Here is a 16,527-nt window from a genome sequence, read left to right as displayed (position 1 = left end):
GAGAACGCCACACCTGTGGAATCTCACGACCCACCGCTGTTACACGCACACATGGTCGTCGTGGCCGATGCCGGCATGCTCTCGGGGGCCAACATCAATGCTCTGGAGGACGCCGGGCTGTCGTTCATCGTCGGCTCCCGAACTTCCAAGGCCCCAAAGGAGCTCGAGGATCACTTCGGCCGCCGCGGCAACGCCATCGACGACGGTAAGGTTGTGGAGCTGACCCGCCCGATGGGCCAAGGCCGCGATCGGCGGCAGCGGCGGGTGGTGTGGCACTACAAGTGGGAACGCGCCCAGAGGGATCGGCGCACGCTCAACGCGCAGATCGACTGCGCCCAAAGGGTCGCTGACCGGTCGGAACCGCTCAAGAAGCAGCGGTTCGTCAAGATCACCGGCCAGAGCGTCGCTCTCGACGAGGCGTCAATCGAGCGGGCCCGCCAATCCGCCGGATACAAGGGCTACGTCACCAACATCGCCCCGGCCGTGATGGACGGCCATGCCGTCGTGGCGGCGTATCACGACCTGTGGAAGGTCTAGCAGTCCTTCCGCATGGCCAAGTCGGACTTGAAGGCACGTCCCGTATTCCACCGCACGCGTGACTCGATCGAAGCGCACCTGACGGTGGTCTTTGCCGCCCTCGCCGTAGCTCGCCTCCTCCAGCACCAGACCGGGACAACGATCAAAAAGATCGTCCAAACCCTTCAGCCACTGCGAACGATCGTCGTCACCGTCGGCGACCAGGAACTCATCGCCGAACCCACAATCGACGACACCACCCGAGACCTCATCCACGCCATCAACGCGGGGCACTAAAAGTTGTGGAACTCAGGCCAGGGACTCAGGTACCCGGTGCCCCCGGGGTGCATCAGCGTGTGGAACACGTCCATCAACACCACCACGATGAGCGCCACGCCCACCACCGTCAGCACGATCTCGACCATCAAGCCACCCTAGGCGGCGAGCGGACGGCGGGTCAGAGTCCGTACAGCCGCGCCCAGTTCTCCCGCGCGGTGAGCTCGGCCTGCGCGGCACGCCACCGCTCCTGGGCTGCCGGGGCCTCCCGGACGAACCTGGAGAGCAGTGCGACCAGCCGCTTCTGCAGCTCGGTGGCCCGCGCCGGGTCCACCTTGCGGTGGTGCACCCCCGTCTGCGAGGCGTCGGTCACGTACACCTCGTCGAACAGGGAGACGTGCCACCAGGCCGCGTCCTCGTAGGGGATCGCCACCACGCCGCGGCGCTGCCGGCCCAACTTCTGCACGAGCAGCCGCTTGGCGAGCACCTGGTCCTCGCGGTCCTCCCTCGGGATCCCCACCTTGCGCTGGACACCGATCCCGGCGGGCAGGGCCTCCACCCCGAGCTTGGCGGTCTCCGGGTACCGCGCGCGCTCGGCGCGGATCGCGGCCAGCGCGGCCTGACCGCCGTCACCGACGCCGTGGGTGCCGTCGGGCCCGTCGAGGAACGCCTCGATCCCGCGCAGGCGGGTGGCGGCGAGCCCGTACTGCATGGCCGCCACCGCGCGCAGGACGCTCCGCGCGAGGTTCCTGGCCATGTCCTTCGGCTCGATCCCCTGCCGGACCGCCGCCGTGGTCAGCGAGTTGCGCAGGGAGAAGAACTGGCCGAAGTCGTCGCCGTCCTTCCAGTAGAAGTCCGCGTGCCACACCGCCGCACCCTGCAGGGTGCACGTGGGCATCCCGGCCTGGCGGCAGCGCAGGCCGTACTCGATGTCGTCCCACTGGAAGAAGTACGGCATGGGGAGCCCGACCCGCTCCACGGCCTCGCCGGGGACGAGGCAGGACCACCACGCGTTGTACTCGGCGTCGATCCGCCGCTCCTGCCGGTTCTCCACCACCGACTCGTCACGCAGCGCGAACTCGTCGGCGTCCAACCCGCCCCGGAGCTCGTCGAGCTGCGTCCGTTCGGCCGAGACCAGCAGGTAGTCGGGGTTGAACAGGTAGAGCATCTGGGCACCCACGAGCATCGGTTCACGGGTGACGGCGGCGAAGGCGAACAGCCGCAGCACCGTCTCGGGCTCCACCCGGACGTCGTCGTCCATGAGCAGCACGTCCACCGGCCCCGGGCCGTCCGGTGCGGTGGCCTCGAACAGCCCGCGGCTGAAGCCGCCGGCACCGCCGAGGTTGGGCTGGCGCAGGTAGTGCAGCCGGTCGCCGAACTCCTCCGCCGCGTGCCGGAACGGATCGCGGGTCTCCACCAGATCGGTGCCCTGGTCCGTGACATAGAGGTCGTCGATCAGGTCCGCGACGAGGGGATCCGAGGCCAGCGAGTCGACCGTAGCCGCACAGTCATCCGCCCGGTTGAACGTGCAGATGGCCACGGCGGCGCGGCGGGCGGGCCTCGTCGTCGTCGTACTCCATTCCACCTCCGACACCGTGGCCGGCGCGTCGACGGCGTGCACCTCCAGCCACATCGCGCCACCGTCGGTGAACGCGTCCACCGGCACGTCCAACACCGCCATACCGTCGCCGTGGTGGTGGACCACCTCCACCGTCCGCACGTGGGAGCCGATGTCCGAGGCGCGCACCAGCACGTCGACCTGCCCGGCGGACTCCACCGACACCCGTACGGTCAGCTCCGTGACGACGGTCCAGCGCTGCCAGTAGGACGCCTCGAACCGGCCGAAGTAGGTGTTGGTGTCGACGATCGCGCCGGGCTCCAGGTGCAGCTCGGTGCGTGTGCGGCGCACCACGCCCCGCGTGATCCGCGAGTACAGGTCGTCGTTGACCCACCGGCGCGGGCCGGAGAACAGGGTGCGCTGGAGCAGCAGATCGCGCTCGGGCCGGTCGGTCCCGGTGTCGGCGTCTGCGGTTGTCACGGTGGCGGCGTCCATGGGGCGATGCGCTCCTGGGAGTCGGTTAGGCGGTGCCGTCCAGGCTAGCCCCCGGGCCGCGGGGCGCCGCCTCGACGACCGGTGAGTCGGTGTTCGGGGGCTGCCCCGGCGGCGTCACCGGGGGGATGCCGGGTGGCGGGGGCAGCGGCTGGTGGTCCGCGGGCACCGGCAGGACCTCGTACAGACGGGCGCCCGGAGTGGCCTCCACCAGCCGCAGGTTCGGGTTGAGATGCAGCCCGATGAACCCACCCGGCCGGCCCGGCCCGCCCACGGACTCCGTCCCGACGATCACCCAGCGCACGTCCCGGAGTTGCATCTCGCGGGTGACGGTCGGGTCGAAACCGTAGCGGTTGACCGAGGTGTACAGCGTCATGCGGTCGGCGCCGACCTGCGCGACCGGGTCGTCGGCGAGCGGCGCCCCGAACACCACCGGCACCCCGTGGAGCGCGTAGACCCAGGCGGTGCCGTCGAACGGGTCGTTCAGGGCCACCCCGCCGTCGTACCTCTCCCCCAGCGCGTCCAGCACGAGCCGCTCGTCGGCGGTGACCGCGGGCCCGTCGGCGTACCCCCAGGCGGTCAGGTCCCGCGCCATCACCGCGTGCCCGGAGGCGGTGAGCAGGGCCAGAGCCGCCGCCACGGCCACGCCGACCCGGGCCGCCGGCCGGCGCAGCGACCCGCGCGGAACCAGCGCCCGCACGCCGGCCCCGGCCAGCACCGCCGAGGGCAGGACGAGCAGCGACGCGAACCGGTAGAAGTCGTCCCACCAGAAGCCGGTGAACGTCCGCACCCAGTCGCCCCGGACGGCCGCGGCCAGGACGTACAGGGTCCCGTAGACGAGGAGCGCGGCGACGGGGGCGGCGAGCGGGCGACGCCGCCGCGGGTCGGCGACCGCCGTCGCCAGTCCCACGATCACCGCCACGGCCATGCCCACCGAGGCCACCGCCGTGGGACCGAGGTCGAGCACCGCGGCGACCGCCCGCGCCACACCCACCTCCCGTGGCCACGAGAACCCGGCGAGCGACTGGGTGGTCCCGGACGACACCATGCTCACCGACCACCCGACGTACGCCCCCGCGGGCACGGCGGCCAGGACGAACGCGCCCAGCACCGCCAGCCGCGGGCGCAGGCCCGGAGCGGCGGCCAGCCCGGCGAGGGCCTGCGCGGCGAGCGGGATCGCCGCGGCCAGTGCCACCGACGGGTGCACCGACCACGCCCCGGCCATCCCGGCGCCCAGGAGCAGCGCGTGCGCGGGCATCCGCGCCCGACGGGCGGCGAGGTGCTCACCCAGCAGGAGCAGTCCGGGGATCACCGCGACGCCCAGCGCGAACGGCAGTACGGGTCCGCGCGCCAGGGCGAGGTACGGGAACGTCCACGCCGACGCGGCGACCGCCGCGGCCGCCACCGCCGCGAGTCGGGACCCCCCGCAGAGGCGGGCCGCCAGGACCGCGACCCCCAGCACGAACACCACCCCGGTCGCCGCGGAGACGGCGCCCAGGGCCTCCGGCAGGCCGCCTCCGGGCAGCCCGACCAGGAGCGACGCGAACGCGTGATAGGTGTCCGGGTAGAAGAAGTGCGGGTTGGCGGGCTGGCTCACCGGCGCGAGGTCGGTCAGACCGGCCCGCCCGGTCTCGGCGATGAACCGGGTGGCGCCGCCGTGGAAGATGGCGTCCCAGCCCTGGGGAATGGCGGTGAGACCGCGGGTGGCGACGAGGATGTGGGCGACCGGGATCACCGCGAGGACGACGACGACGAGGTCCGCCACCCCCGGGCCCGGCCCGCCGCGGCGGGGTTCGTCGTCGTACTCCCCCTCGCCACGCCGCCACGTCCCCCGATCGGTGACCCGGGACGCGATACCCACGACGACGGCGCAGACCAGCGCGGCAAGCGCCGTCACCCCGGCCGAGACGACGCCCCAGCGCAGGTCCACGGCGGCGGTGACCGCGCTGCCGACCGCCACCACCGCGAGCGTCAGCGCCGGCCCGGCCGCCACCGCGTCCCGCCACCGGGTGCCGGCGGCCAGGCAGACCACCGCCCCCGGCAACACCACCAGCGCCACCGCGGCGAGCAGGACGAGTGCGACCGTCACGGTGCTCAGCGCACCCGGAAGATCACGGTCCGTTGGACGATGAAGTTGGTGACCGTGGCGACGCCCTGGGCGATGACGTAGGCCACGGTCGTGGCCCAGAACGGGCTCCAGTCCATACCGAGGAACCACGGTGTCAGCACCATGAACAGGCCCCACTGCACGCCGAACATCAGCGCGTAGAGGCCCATCGTGGCGATGAACCGGGCGCGCGACGGCTCGGCCTGGAACGTCCACCGGCGGTTGAAGGAGTAGGCGGTGAGCGTGCCGGCGACGAAGGACAGCGCCTTGGCCGTGCCGTAGTCCAGGCCGAGGACCCTGAGCAGCTGGAGGAGCCCGTAGTCGACGATCGCCGACAGCACGCCGGTCAGGAAGAACCGGACGACCTGCGTCTTCAGGTCGGTCGGGCGGGCCGGGTCGGACTCGTGGCGGGCCTCGAGGGGGTCCACGGCGCCCCGCAGGGAGTCGAGGACGGAGTCCTCCGGCGGGTCCGCCGGGCTGCCGTGGATGGGTCCGCCGCTGGATGTCGTCACGCGACCAGGGTAGATCGCCGGCCGAGGGCACAGCGTCACCCCTCTTGCGATCAGGTCTGCGACGTGCAATTCTTTCTCCACTGCGGGCACACCAGCCCGCTTCTGGTCGAACCGGGAACGGCACATCCGCCGACTGCGTTCGATTCCGCGGGAGCGATCCGTTCCGGCCACCCCATCTCACCCGGCGCCCACACCACCAGGTCCGCGCCATTCCCGGGTAGCCGTCGTCGCCTCCACCCAACGCATCCGAGCAGCGCCCGTCGTCTCGTCACCAGTGGACGTGGCGGCTGTGCAGCTCGCTTCCCGACCAGGAGGAATCCCCATGTCGCAGTACCGAAACCCCGCCATGAACAACGCGCCGACCGCGTTCTCGTACACGCCGACCGGCCGGGCCATCCCGCCGTCATCGCCGCTGCGGACGCCGAACCGTCGCCCGGTCTCGCCGTCGTACACGCCCACCGGTCGGGTCGTCCTGTCGACGCCGGCCACCCGCGGCTCAGCCTGAGCGCGAGCCCACCGCACCGCTCTCGCGCGCGGCGCCCATCGTCCGGCCCACCGGCCGGCACGGGGGCGTCGCGCGCGAGGCGTTTCCCGGCTACAACCGGTCGGCGGCCACGAGCCGGGTGGACACCACCAGGGCTATCGCGCCACACGCGAGGATCCCGGTCGAGACGAACAGTTGCATCACACCGGCCTCCCACGGACGGGCACCGCCGAGCACCATCCCGACGAACGCCCCGGGGATCGTGACCAACCCGATGGTGCGCGTCTGGTCCAGCGAGGGCTGCAGGGACGTCGCCGCCGCCTCGCGGCACACCATCATCCGCGCGGGGATGTCGGTGAAGCCGAGCGACAGCGCGGCCTCCACCTCCCCGTGACGGGTGGCGAGTTCGTCGTGCGCCCGGCGACCGGACAGGCCCGCCACCGCCATGGCGTTGCCCAGGAAGATCCCCACCACCGGGATGACCGACAGTCCGTTGGGGCGGACCACCCCGGCCGCGAGCAGTCCCAGGACGATCACCGCCGCCGGCAGAGCCACCGCCACCGCGCACCACAGCGCATCACGCACGGTCACCCGCGCCGCACCGGCCTGAGGCGCGCTGCGCTGCGCCAGCCTCCGGGCCGCGGCCCACGAGGCGACGGACGCCATCACCACCGCGAATGCCGCCACCAGCCACAGCCGGTCGGCCACGTACCCGATGATCAGAGAGAGCCCCACGAGCTGGACGGCCGCGCGGATCGACGTCCACGGGATCTCCCACTCCTGCCCCGTGCCGCCCAGCCACGCCGCCGTGGCGCCGATCACCACGAACAGGACGACGGCCACCGCCAACGCCGGCCCGATCTCGATCATCGTCGACCCCACGTGGGCGAGCCTACGACCGGCCCGTCCCGATCGGGAGGGTCTGACGGAGTCGATGTGCCGACCGCCCCGTGGCCATGTCCGAGGGGCGCGATACCGTACGCGCATGAGGTCGCGGCGTCCCCTCCGTCCCGCCCGCGCAGTCGCCGCGGCAGTCGTGTCCCTGGCCTGCGTGGTGGCCGGGGTCCCGTCCACCGCCGCGATGCCGGCGCCGGCGCCCGGGTCCTCGCTCGCGGCGCTGCCCGATCCGCTGGCGGCGTTCCGACCGGCGCCCCCGCACGAGCGCACGCCGGAGCGGTATCTGCCCAGCCCGTCACCGGATCCCTGGTACTCAGCACCGCCCGAGGTCGATCCCGCCACCGCCCCCGGGACGATCCTCGACACGAGGCCGGTGACGATCCCGCCGCACAACGTCCGCAACTTCGGCCGGGGCTGGCAGGTGCTGGTCCAGAGTCTCGAGTCGCACGACCGAGCGCAGCAGATCGTCTCCACCATCATCGAGCCGGCCACCCCCTGGACCGGGCCGGGTCCGCGACCGCTCGTGTCGTTCAACGTCACCATCGATTCCCTCGGCCTGACGTGCATGCCGTCGCACACGCTGCCGCACGAGCTGAACATCGAGATGCCACCGTTCCTGCAGATCCTCGCCGACCGCGGGTACGGGCTGGTCGTGACCGACTTCCAGGGACCCAAGGCCGCCTATGCGGCCGGACGGGCCAACGGCCGGGCCGTCCTCGACGGGATCCGTGCGGCCCGCGCCTTCGTCCCACCCGGTGGCGCCGGCCCGATGTTCCGGGACTCGCGGGTCGTCCAGGTCGGCTACTCCGGCGGCGGTATCGCCACCGGCTGGGCCGCCCAGCTGCAACCCGTCTACGCGCCCGAGTTGACCGGTGTGCTCGTGGGATCGTCCGTGGGCGGTGTCCCCGCCGACTACTCGGAATTGTTCGACACGATGGACGGCAACCTCGCCTCCGGGCTCTACCGGGCAGCCGTGTTGGGGATCGCCCGCGAGTACCCCGAGCTGTACACACTGCTCAGTGACGCCGGAGACGTCGCCGCCCACGGGCTCCGCGACTCATGTGCCGCCGCCAACACCGCGTCGGGGCTGTTCCCCGTCCCGCTGGCGACGCTGATCAACACCGACCCGCGGACCGACCCGACCGTGTCGGAGGTGCTCGCCCGCAACCGGCTGGGCACCGCCGACCCGGCCCACGGCGCGGACCCACGCGAGGTGCCGACCGGCCCGGTGCAGGTGTGGCACGGGGACGCCGCCGCCCCGATCGGGCCCGGCCCGGGCTCGTCGCAGGGGCCCGGAGACCCGTTCGTCCCCGAATGGACGGCCCGGCAGCTGGCCGACGAGTGGTGCGCGGCCGGCGCCGACGTCGAGTACACGCCCGTTCCGGGCGAACACATCCTGGCCGCCTACACCGCGGTGGGCCCGGCGCTCGACTGGGTCGACGACCGCGCCCGCGGGGTCCCGTTCACCGCCGGCTGCCGATAGCGTCACCGGTGGTCCGGCGCGCCGAGTGCGTTGCGGGCGTCACGCCGGGGCCGTCACAGGGTGGGTCGGGGGCCGTCGAGCGGTACCCTCGACGCTGTGAGCACCGCCCAGAACAGCCTCCCCGGCCAGCCCTCCACCACCACCGTCTCCCTGGACACCGAACTCAAGCGCCTCACCGGCTGGGGGCGCACCTCCCCCGCGATGAGCCACGTGCTCACCCCACGGTCCGTGGAGGAGATATCGGCGGCCGTGGCGGCGGTCAACGACGCCAACGCGTCGAGCCCCGCCCACCTGCGCCGCGGCGTGGTGGCCCGCGGGCTCGGTCGCTCCTACGGCGACAGCGCCCAGAACTCCGGTGGTCTCGTGCTGGACATGAGCCACTTCAACCGCATCCACGAGCTCAACGCCGAGAAGGCGCTGGCCGTGGTGGACGCGGGCGTGAACCTCGACCAGCTCATGCGCGCGGCCCTACCGTTCGGCCTGTGGGTTCCGGTGCTGCCGGGCACCCGGCAGGTCACCGTCGGCGGAGCGATCGGTCATGACATCCACGGTAAGAACCACCATTCGGCCGGCTCGTTCGGCAACCACGTCACCCGCATGGAACTGCTCGTCGCCGACGGCCGGGTGCTGACCCTGGAGCCGAGCGGTACCGCCGACGACCCGGAGGGCACCCTGTTCTGGGCCACGGTCGGCGGCAACGGCCTGACCGGCGTGATCCTCAAGGTGTGGATCGCCATGACCCGCACCGAGACCGCCTTCTTCCTGGCCGATACCGATCAGACCGGGTCGCTCGACGAGACGATCGCCCTGCACACCGACGGTTCCGAGTCGAAGTACACCTACTCCTCGGCCTGGTTCGACGCCATCAGCGCGCCCCCCAAGCTCGGCCGGGCCGCCGTGTCCCGCGGGTCGCTGGCCACCCTCGCCGAGCTCGAGGAATACGCGCCCAAGCTGGCGAAGAATCCCCTGGCGATGGACGCCAAGCCGCTCATCACCTTCCCGGACGTCTTCCCCAACGGGCTCGCGAACAAGTACACCTTCGGCCCCATCGGCGAGGTGTACTACCGGCTCGGGGTCACGTCCCGGAACCAGATCAAGACACTGCCGGCGTTCTACCACATGCTCGACCTGTTCTCCGAGTGGAACCGGGCCTACGGGTCCAAGGGATTCCTGCAGTACCAGTTCATCGTCCCGCCCGGCGAGGTCGAGGGTTTCAAGGAGATCATCGGCGACATCCAGCGCTCGGGGCACTACTCGTTCCTCAACGTCTTCAAGCTCTTCGGGCCGGGAAACGAGGCGCCGCTGTCCTTCCCCATGGAGGGATGGAACGTCTGCGTGGACTTCCCGATCAACAGCCGTCTCAACACGTTCGTCAACGAACTCGACGCCAAGGTCATGTCAATGGGCGGCCGCCTGTACACGGCCAAGGACTCCCGCGTCCCGGCCGAGCGCTTCCACGCGATGTACCCCCGGATCGATTCGTGGATCGCCACCCGCCGGGGGATCGACCCGAACGGCGTGTTCGTCTCCGACATGGGGCGTCGCCTCGAGCTGATCTGACGGTCGACCGGGGCGGGGCCTCCCCGCCGCCGCCGCCCGGCTCCACGGCCGCGACGCGCCTCCGCCGGGGGACCTCCGGCGGGGGCTACACACGACCCCGGCCCGGCGTCACACTGGAGGGTGTCCCCGGACCACGAGCGTCTACCGAGGCGTCCGAGATGGAGCCCGCCATGATCCTTCGCGCCGCTGTCGCCGCAGTCGCCCTGATCGTGACCACCCCGCCCTCGGCGGTGTGGGAACGGTCCCCGAGCAGACCGGCCCCGTCGCCCACCTCGGTCCGCCCACGGCCACGCGCACCGCGCCGAGCCGGGCCCGGACGACCTCGAATCAACTGATCCGGGCGGCCGGGGACCGGCCGGACCGGGCCACCGCGCAGCGGCGCACACCGCCTCGCTCCCGCCCCGATCCACCCGCCACCCGTGAGGGGCGCAGCAGCGTCGGACCCCCTCGGTAGACTCCTGCCCATGATCAATGCCGTCGGCGTCCCCCAGACCCTGCTCCTCCTCGGTGGTACCTCCGAGATCGGCCTGGCCATCTGCGCCGAGTACCTCCAGCAGGGCCCGATGCGCGTGATCCTCGCCTGCCTACCCGGAGACCCGGGGGTCGACGACGCGCGCGCGGAGATGACCGCCGCCGGTGCGAGCGCGGTGGAGGTGGTCGACTTCGACGCCGCCGCGACCGAGTCCCACCCGGCCGCGTTCGAGCAGATCTTCGCCGGCGGGGACGTGGACGTGGCGATCGTCGCGTTCGGCCTGCTGGGTGAGAACGAGGAACTCTGGTCCGACCAGCGCAAGGCCGTCCAGATCGCCCAGATCAACTACACCGGCGCGGTCTCGGTGGGCGTGTTGCTCGCCGAACGGATGAAGTCGCAGGGTTACGGCCGGATCATCGCCATGAGTTCGGCCGCGGGTCTCCGTGCCCGCCGCTCCAACTTCGTCTACGGCTCCACCAAGGCGGGGCTGGACTCCTTCTACACCGGCCTCGGGTACGCGCTGGCCGAGCACGGGGTGGACGTCCTGGTCATCCGGCCCGGCCAGGTCCGCACGCGCATGTCGGCGAACGTCAAGGAGGCGCCGCTGACCATCAACAAGGACGAGGTCGCCCGCATCGCGGTGAAGAACGCCGGAGCCGGTAAGGGCGCGGTCTTCGCACCTGCCGCGTTCGGCGGGGTCATGGCCGTGCTCACGCACGTCCCCCGCCCCATCTTCCGCAAGCTCCCCTTCTAGGGATGCCGGTGGCGCTCCGGGGGCTCGGCCTGGCCGGCGCGGCGACGCTGCTGGCCGCCGTCGTCACCGCGGTCGTCCTCGCCGGGTTCTCCCTCGTCTCCTTCCCCGCCTACGGCAACTCCAACGTCCTGCGGGCGCTGACGGTCGTCGGTCAGGTCGCCGCCATCGCGCTGGTGGTGCTGGGGATACTGTCCGCACGCGCCGGCGAGCAGCCGGGCGGTCGGTCCGCGCTGGTCCGTCTGGGTAAGCTCGCGGCCCCCACCGGCTCGGCGTTGCTGGTCGCCGCCACGCTGGGGATCCCGCTCGCCGCATCGCGGTTGTACCTGCACGGCGTGAGCGTGGACCAGGAGTTCCGCACCCAGTTCCTCGGTCGCTCGGCGACCTCGCTCGGCCTGCCCGACATGGCGTACGCCGACCTGCCCTCGTTCTACCCGTCCGGCTGGTTCTGGCTGGGCGGGCGGTTCGCCAACCTCGTCGGCCTCGAGGGCTGGGCGGCGTACAAGCCGTGGTCCATCCTCTCGCTCGCGATCGCCGCGGCGCTGGTCACCGTGCTGTGGACCCGCCTGTTGCGCACCGACCTCGGGGCGGCGGTGGGACTGGCCTCGACCTCGATCATGCTCGCCTACGGCAGCCCCGAGCCCTACGGCGCGATCGTGGCGCTGTTCCTCCCGCCGGTGCTCATCCTCGCGTGGCACGCCGTCAACCCCACGGCGCGGCACGCCGGTCGCGGCGCGGCCCTGGCCACCACCCTGTTCCTGGGCGTCTCGGCCAGCATGTACACGCTCTACACGGGCCTGGCGGCGGGCACCGTCGTGCTCATGGCGCTGGTCGCGACCGTCGGCGCCGCGGTCGCGCATCGCCGTGCCGGCTGCGGGCCCTTCCCGCTCTGGCTGCCCGCGGCCCGGCTCGCGGCGATCGGGTTCGGCTCCATCGCGATCGCGCTCATCGTGTGGGCGCCCTATCTGCTCGCCGCCCTGCGCGGAACCCCGGCCGACTCCGGGACGGCGATGCACTACCTGCCCGACGCCGGCGCCCGCCTGCCGCTGCCCATGACCGCCGGCGGCCTCACGGGCTGGGTGTGTCTGGCCGGTCTGGTCTGGATCGTCGCCCGAGCGTGGACCTCGCGCCGCGCTCAGGCGCTGGGCCTGGGCGTGGTGGCCGTCTACCTGTGGTGCCTGGCCTCGATGGCGATCACCGTCCTGGGCACCACCATGCTCGGTTTCCGCCTCGAACCGGTGCTCATCGGTCTGCTCGTGGTGGCGGGCGTCTTCGCGATCACCGATGTCGCCGGCCTCGCCGTGCGCCTCGCCGGGCGCCAGAACGGCACCGACCGGCCCGCTGCGGAGGCGGCCGACCGGCGTCGCCGGGCCACCGCGGTGGTGGGGGTCCTGGCCTCACTGGCCGCACTCGCCCACGCTCAGGGCATCCCCGATCACCTGCACGAGGAGATCCGGCTGGCCTACACCGACACCGACGGTCACGGAGAGCGGGCGGACCGCTACCCACCCGGGCCCGAGTCCCACTACGCCGAGGTCGACGAGACCATCCGGGAGGCGTTCCCCGGCCGCAGGCGGACCGACATCGTCGTCGTCAGCACCGCCGATGCCTTCCTCGCCTACCACCCGTACCTGGCCTACCAGGCCGTAACCTCCCACTACGCCAACCCCCTGGGGCGGTACGCCGACCGCAACGAGGCCATGCTCCGGTGGGAGGACGCCACCAGCGGCGCCGAGCTGCGCGCCATGATGGACGAGACCCCGTGGCGCGGCCCCGACGCGATCGTCACCCGCCGGTCGGGCGACGGATACGCACTGCGCCTGGCCGAGGACACCTACCCCAACGACCCCAACGTGCGACGATTCGGCGTCACCATCCCCGCCGAGGCCGTCGAGGGCCCCCACTTCGAGGTCCACGACGTGGGCCCGTTCGCCGTGATCGTGGTGCGGTGATCACGTGGTGACGACGCGGGGAGCGGGTGACGGCCGCGGGTCCGGTGACGACCCGGGAGCAGGGACCGTGCCAGGGGGTGACGACGACGAGGTGCGCGACACCGACCGCGAGCGTCCCCTCGGACTGCACCCCTATCCCGGAATGGACCGCCACCGCCGGTGGGCGATCATCGCCGGGTTCCTCGGTGCGTTCCTCGCCGTCCTCGCCGGGATACTGCCGGTCAACCAGGACACCACCCGTGTGCAGTGGACGGCCGGGCCCGACTACGCCCCGGTCACCGCGCCCCTGGTCTCCGGGCGGCCGCTCGACCTGACGATCACCGCCCCCTGCGCGCCGCTGGCACAGGTTCCGGAGAACACGATCGTGTTCTCGACCCTCCCGCAGGACGCCCCCGGGCGGATCTCTGAAGGGCTGGTCGTCCAACGCGTCCGGGACGCCGCGGGCGATCCCGTCATCGAGGTCGCGGTCCGCAACATCACGCTGCTGTCCGTGCCGTTGTCGACCCTGCGCGACCCCGCGTGCGAGACGCTGCACGTGCGCGCCGAGACCGGGATCCTCACCGCCGAGTTCACCGGCCTCGAACGGGCCCCCGACGACGCCGACGACGCCGTGCGCGCCGCCGTGCCCGGAAGCATGCGGCCGCAGGTCACCGGCGTCTTCACCGACCTCACGGCCGCGACCGCACCCGACGGGCTCGGTGAGTCGACGGTGGAGGTGACCGTCGACTCCCGCTACTCGTCCAGCCCCACACTGCTCAAGCTGGTGCTGATGGTGATCGGCGTCCTTGCCACCCTCGCGTCCGTGGTGTTCCTGCACCGCCTCGACGGCATCGACGGCCGCTCGGGTCGACGGTTCGTGCCCCGGTCCTGGTCGCGACTGTCCGGGGTCGACGGCGTGGTGATCGGCGTCCTGGGTTTCTGGCACCTCGTGGGCGCCAACACCTCCGACGACGGCTACCTGCTGACCATGGCCCGCTCCGCCGGGCCCAGCGGATACATGGCCAACTACTACCGCTGGCTCGGCTCCCCCGAGTCCCCGGTGGGGTGGTACTACGAGATCCTGCGGGTGTTCGCCGAGGTGTCCACGGCCAGTCCCTGGATGCGCCTGCCCACCCTGGTGTGCGGCATCCTCGCGTGGCTCATCATCAGTCGGGAGGTCGTGCCCCGGTTGGGTCGACTCGCGCGCACCTGGCGCGGCCCGCGCTGGACGGGGGCCGCCCTGTTCCTCGCGTTCTGGATGGCGTTCAACAACGGGCTGCGGCCCGAGCCCGTGATCGCGCTGGGCGCCCTGCTCACCTGGTCGCTGGTGGAGCGGTCCATCGCCACCCGCCGCCTCGTGCCGGGCGTCGCGGCGATCGGTGTGGCCGCGTTCTCCCTCGGTGCCGGCCCGACCGGGCTGATGTGCGTGGCGGCGCTGGCCGCCGGCGCACGCGAGTTCGTCCGCATGGTGCGCCGCCGCGCGCAGGTGGTCGGATGGGCGGCGATCCTCGGACCCGTGCTGGCGGTGGGCCTCGCACTGCTCTACACCGTGTTCGCCGACCAGACCCTGGCCGCGGTCCTCGAGGCCACCCGCATCCGCACCGAGCTCGGTCCGAGTCTGCCCTGGTACGGGGAGAAGGAACGCTGGGAGGCACTGTTCGGGGTCTCCGCCGACGGCGGGGTCGCCCGACGCTTCCCCGTCCTGCTCATGCTCATGTGCCTCGTGCTCGTCTCGGCCGTGATGCTGCGGCGTGGGCGGATCCCCGGCGCTGCCGCGGGGCCGTCCCGCCGGCTGATCGGCGTGATCGCGGGATCGTTGCTGTTCCTGGTGTTCACGCCCACCAAGTGGACCCACCACTTCGGGGTGTTCGCCGGACTGGCGGGGGCGCTGGCGGTGCTGGCCGTGATCGCGCTGCGCTCCTCGACGGTGTCGCTGAGCCGGAACCGCTGGCTGGTGTGGGCGGCGCTGTGCCTCGTCGTCGGACTCTCCACCGCCACCGACAACACCTGGTGGTACGTCTCCGACTACGGCATCCCCTTCTCGGACTCCTTCCCCGCGATCGGCGGGGTGCAGATCCAGTACGTCGCGTTCGTCGGCGGATTCGTGTGTCTGCTCATCGCCGGGCTCATCCACTCCGGGATCCTGCCCGACGACCCCGGCGCCGCCCTCCGCGTCCGCATCAGACAGGCGGTGCCCTTCCTGCGCACGCACGCCGACACCCCCGCGTCGCGACGGCGGGACGGCGGCTCCGGGGACACGGCCCGCCCGCGCCGCCGCGCCGGGATCGGCGGCGCCCCGCTGACGGTCGTCGCGTTCTCCGTGGTGATCTTCGAACTGTCCTCCGCGGTCATCGCCGTGTTCGCCCAGACCCCGGCCTACACGGTCGGGCGCGGCAACATGCGCGCCCTGGCCGGCGAACCCTGCGCACTGGCCGACTCGGTGCTGGTCGAGGAGGACTCCAACGACGGCCTGCTCGGCGCCATCGGGGCCGGGCCGGAGATCTCCCTCGGAGCCGGCGTGGTCAACGGCTTCGCCCCCAACGGTCTGCCGGACTCCATCACCGTCGACAGCACCGAGGCCTCCGGCTCCCTGGCGACGTCCGAGACCGGTGAGCGCGACCCCGGCGACGGCGTGGACGCCGGCACCACCGGTGGCCGCGGCGCCGTGACCGTCAACGGCTCCACCGTGGCCCTGCCCTTCGGCCTCGACCCGGACACCACTCCCGTCCTCGGCTCGTACCGGCGCGGGCCGCAGGTCGCCGCCGAACTCACCAGCGCCTGGTACCAACTCCCCGCCCGCAGCCCCAACCGGCCGCTACTCGTCATGGCCGCCGCCGGCCGGATCGGGAGCGGCGACCTGCGGATCGAGTACGGACGCCCCGGCCGGGTCGGCCCCGCCGGACCCACCGATTTCGAGGTCATGGGGTCCATGTCCCCCATCGACATCGGGCCGGCCCCCGCCTGGCGCAACCTGCGCATCCCGCTCGAGTCGATCCCCGCCGAGGCCGAGGTCGTCCGCGTGGTCGCCACCGACGGCAACCTCGATCCCGACCAGTGGCTCGCTGTGACCCCACCACGGAACCCGCGCCTGCGCACCCTCGACGAGGTCGTCGGCCACACCGACCCGGTGCTCGTCGACTGGGTGGTGGCACTGGCGTTCCCGTGCCAGCGACCGTTCGTGCACAACGGTGGCGTGGCGGAGATCCCCCGATACCGCATCCTCGCCGACCGGGAATCCTCCTCCGCCGCGAACTGGTGGCAGAGCGCCGGCGGCGGCGGACCCCTGCTGTGGACCACCCAGACGGTCGAGGCGATCACGGTCCCCACCTACCTCGACCACGACTGGTCGAGGGACTGGGGTTCGCTCCAGCGGTTCGAACCTCTGGACCCGCAGGCGAGTCCGGCCGAACTGGTCCGCGGCAGCGAGTTGCGGTGGGGCTGGACCACGCCGGGTCCGATGAAGTGATCGTCGCCTAGAATCGGTCGTC

The 16,527-nt window shown here is 72.3% G+C and carries 11 protein-coding genes and 1 pseudogene; 7 read left to right on the top strand and 5 right to left on the bottom strand.

Annotated elements, in window-relative coordinates:
* Positions 1-51: 51 nt before the first annotated feature.
* A pseudogene (locus AB5G72_RS01635) lies at positions 52-813 on the top strand (IS1634 family transposase); the annotation flags it as partial.
* On the opposite strand, the gene AB5G72_RS01630 reads toward AB5G72_RS01635, so the two are convergent.
* From AB5G72_RS01630 to AB5G72_RS01615, 4 genes are read right to left on the bottom strand one after another with little or no spacing between them, the layout of a single operon-like run.
* On the bottom strand, positions 810-941 hold the full coding sequence (locus AB5G72_RS01630; RefSeq protein WP_276507517.1) for a hypothetical protein: 132 nt from the start codon (positions 939-941) through the stop codon (positions 810-812). The pseudogene AB5G72_RS01635 and the gene AB5G72_RS01630 overlap by 4 nt on opposite strands.
* A gap of 32 nt (positions 942-973) precedes the next feature.
* Positions 974-2,845, bottom strand: coding sequence for a glycosyltransferase (locus tag AB5G72_RS01625; protein ID WP_440220791.1), 1,872 nt, complete (start codon positions 2,843-2,845; stop codon positions 974-976).
* Between the two features lie 25 nt (positions 2,846-2,870).
* Positions 2,871-4,931 (bottom strand): DUF6541 family protein, encoded by a 2,061-nt coding sequence (locus AB5G72_RS01620; protein WP_440220790.1) that lies wholly within the window; start codon positions 4,929-4,931, stop codon positions 2,871-2,873.
* A 5-nt stretch (positions 4,932-4,936) separates the two neighbouring features.
* Positions 4,937-5,461 carry a GtrA family protein gene (locus tag AB5G72_RS01615; protein WP_313312580.1) on the bottom strand — a complete coding sequence of 175 codons (525 nt, stop codon included), beginning with the start codon at positions 5,459-5,461 and terminating at the stop codon, positions 4,937-4,939.
* Between the two features lie 322 nt (positions 5,462-5,783).
* On the opposite strand from AB5G72_RS01615, the gene AB5G72_RS01610 reads away from it, so the two are divergent.
* The gene (locus tag AB5G72_RS01610) at positions 5,784-5,966 is read left to right on the top strand and encodes a hypothetical protein (RefSeq protein ID WP_067714780.1); all 183 of its coding nucleotides are present in this window, start codon (positions 5,784-5,786) and stop codon (positions 5,964-5,966) included.
* Between the two features lie 90 nt (positions 5,967-6,056).
* On the opposite strand, the gene AB5G72_RS01605 is transcribed toward AB5G72_RS01610, so the two are convergent.
* Positions 6,057-6,827, bottom strand: a complete 771-nt coding sequence (locus AB5G72_RS01605; RefSeq protein WP_440220789.1) for an ABC transporter permease — start codon at positions 6,825-6,827, stop codon at positions 6,057-6,059.
* 103 nt (positions 6,828-6,930) lie between these two features.
* Here AB5G72_RS01605 and AB5G72_RS01600 point away from each other — a divergent pair, with 103 nt between their 5' ends.
* From AB5G72_RS01600 to AB5G72_RS01580, 5 genes are all read left to right on the top strand, one after another.
* Positions 6,931-8,325: a lipase family protein gene (locus AB5G72_RS01600; RefSeq protein ID WP_440220788.1), complete on the top strand. Its 1,395-nt coding sequence runs from the start codon at positions 6,931-6,933 to the stop codon at positions 8,323-8,325.
* 96 nt (positions 8,326-8,421) lie between these two features.
* On the top strand, positions 8,422-9,885 hold the full coding sequence (locus AB5G72_RS01595) for an FAD-binding oxidoreductase (protein ID WP_154829372.1): 1,464 nt from the start codon (positions 8,422-8,424) through the stop codon (positions 9,883-9,885).
* Positions 9,886-10,349: 464 nt separating this feature from the next.
* Positions 10,350-11,111 carry a decaprenylphospho-beta-D-erythro-pentofuranosid-2-ulose 2-reductase gene (locus AB5G72_RS01590; RefSeq protein ID WP_440220787.1) on the top strand — a complete coding sequence of 254 codons (762 nt, stop codon included), beginning with the start codon at positions 10,350-10,352 and terminating at the stop codon, positions 11,109-11,111.
* A gap of 2 nt (positions 11,112-11,113) precedes the next feature.
* Positions 11,114-13,060 carry a galactan 5-O-arabinofuranosyltransferase gene (locus AB5G72_RS01585; protein ID WP_440220786.1) on the top strand — a complete coding sequence of 649 codons (1,947 nt, stop codon included), beginning with the start codon at positions 11,114-11,116 and terminating at the stop codon, positions 13,058-13,060.
* A gap of 67 nt (positions 13,061-13,127) precedes the next feature.
* The gene (locus AB5G72_RS01580; RefSeq protein ID WP_185951036.1) at positions 13,128-16,505 is read left to right on the top strand and encodes an arabinosyltransferase domain-containing protein; all 3,378 of its coding nucleotides are present in this window, start codon (positions 13,128-13,130) and stop codon (positions 16,503-16,505) included.
* Positions 16,506-16,527: the final 22 nt, after the last annotated feature.

Source organism: Dietzia sp. MNB45, assembly GCF_051994785.1.
GTDB lineage: Bacteria > Actinomycetota > Actinomycetes > Mycobacteriales > Mycobacteriaceae > Dietzia > Dietzia kunjamensis.
Note: the sequence above shows the minus strand (reverse complement) of the source record. Positions and strands in the feature narration are given on the sequence as shown.

Coding starts and splice junctions, on each gene's coding strand:
- AB5G72_RS01630 (WP_276507517.1), bottom strand. CDS start 941: ATGGTCGAGATCGTGCTGACGGTGGTGGGCGTGGCGCTCATCGTGGTG.
- AB5G72_RS01625 (WP_440220791.1), bottom strand. CDS start 2,845: ATGGACGCCGCCACCGTGACAACCGCAGACGCCGACACCGGGACCGAC.
- AB5G72_RS01610 (WP_067714780.1), top strand. CDS start 5,784: ATGTCGCAGTACCGAAACCCCGCCATGAACAACGCGCCGACCGCGTTC.
- AB5G72_RS01600 (WP_440220788.1), top strand. CDS start 6,931: ATGAGGTCGCGGCGTCCCCTCCGTCCCGCCCGCGCAGTCGCCGCGGCA.
- AB5G72_RS01590 (WP_440220787.1), top strand. CDS start 10,350: ATGATCAATGCCGTCGGCGTCCCCCAGACCCTGCTCCTCCTCGGTGGT.
- AB5G72_RS01585 (WP_440220786.1), top strand. CDS start 11,114: ATGCCGGTGGCGCTCCGGGGGCTCGGCCTGGCCGGCGCGGCGACGCTG.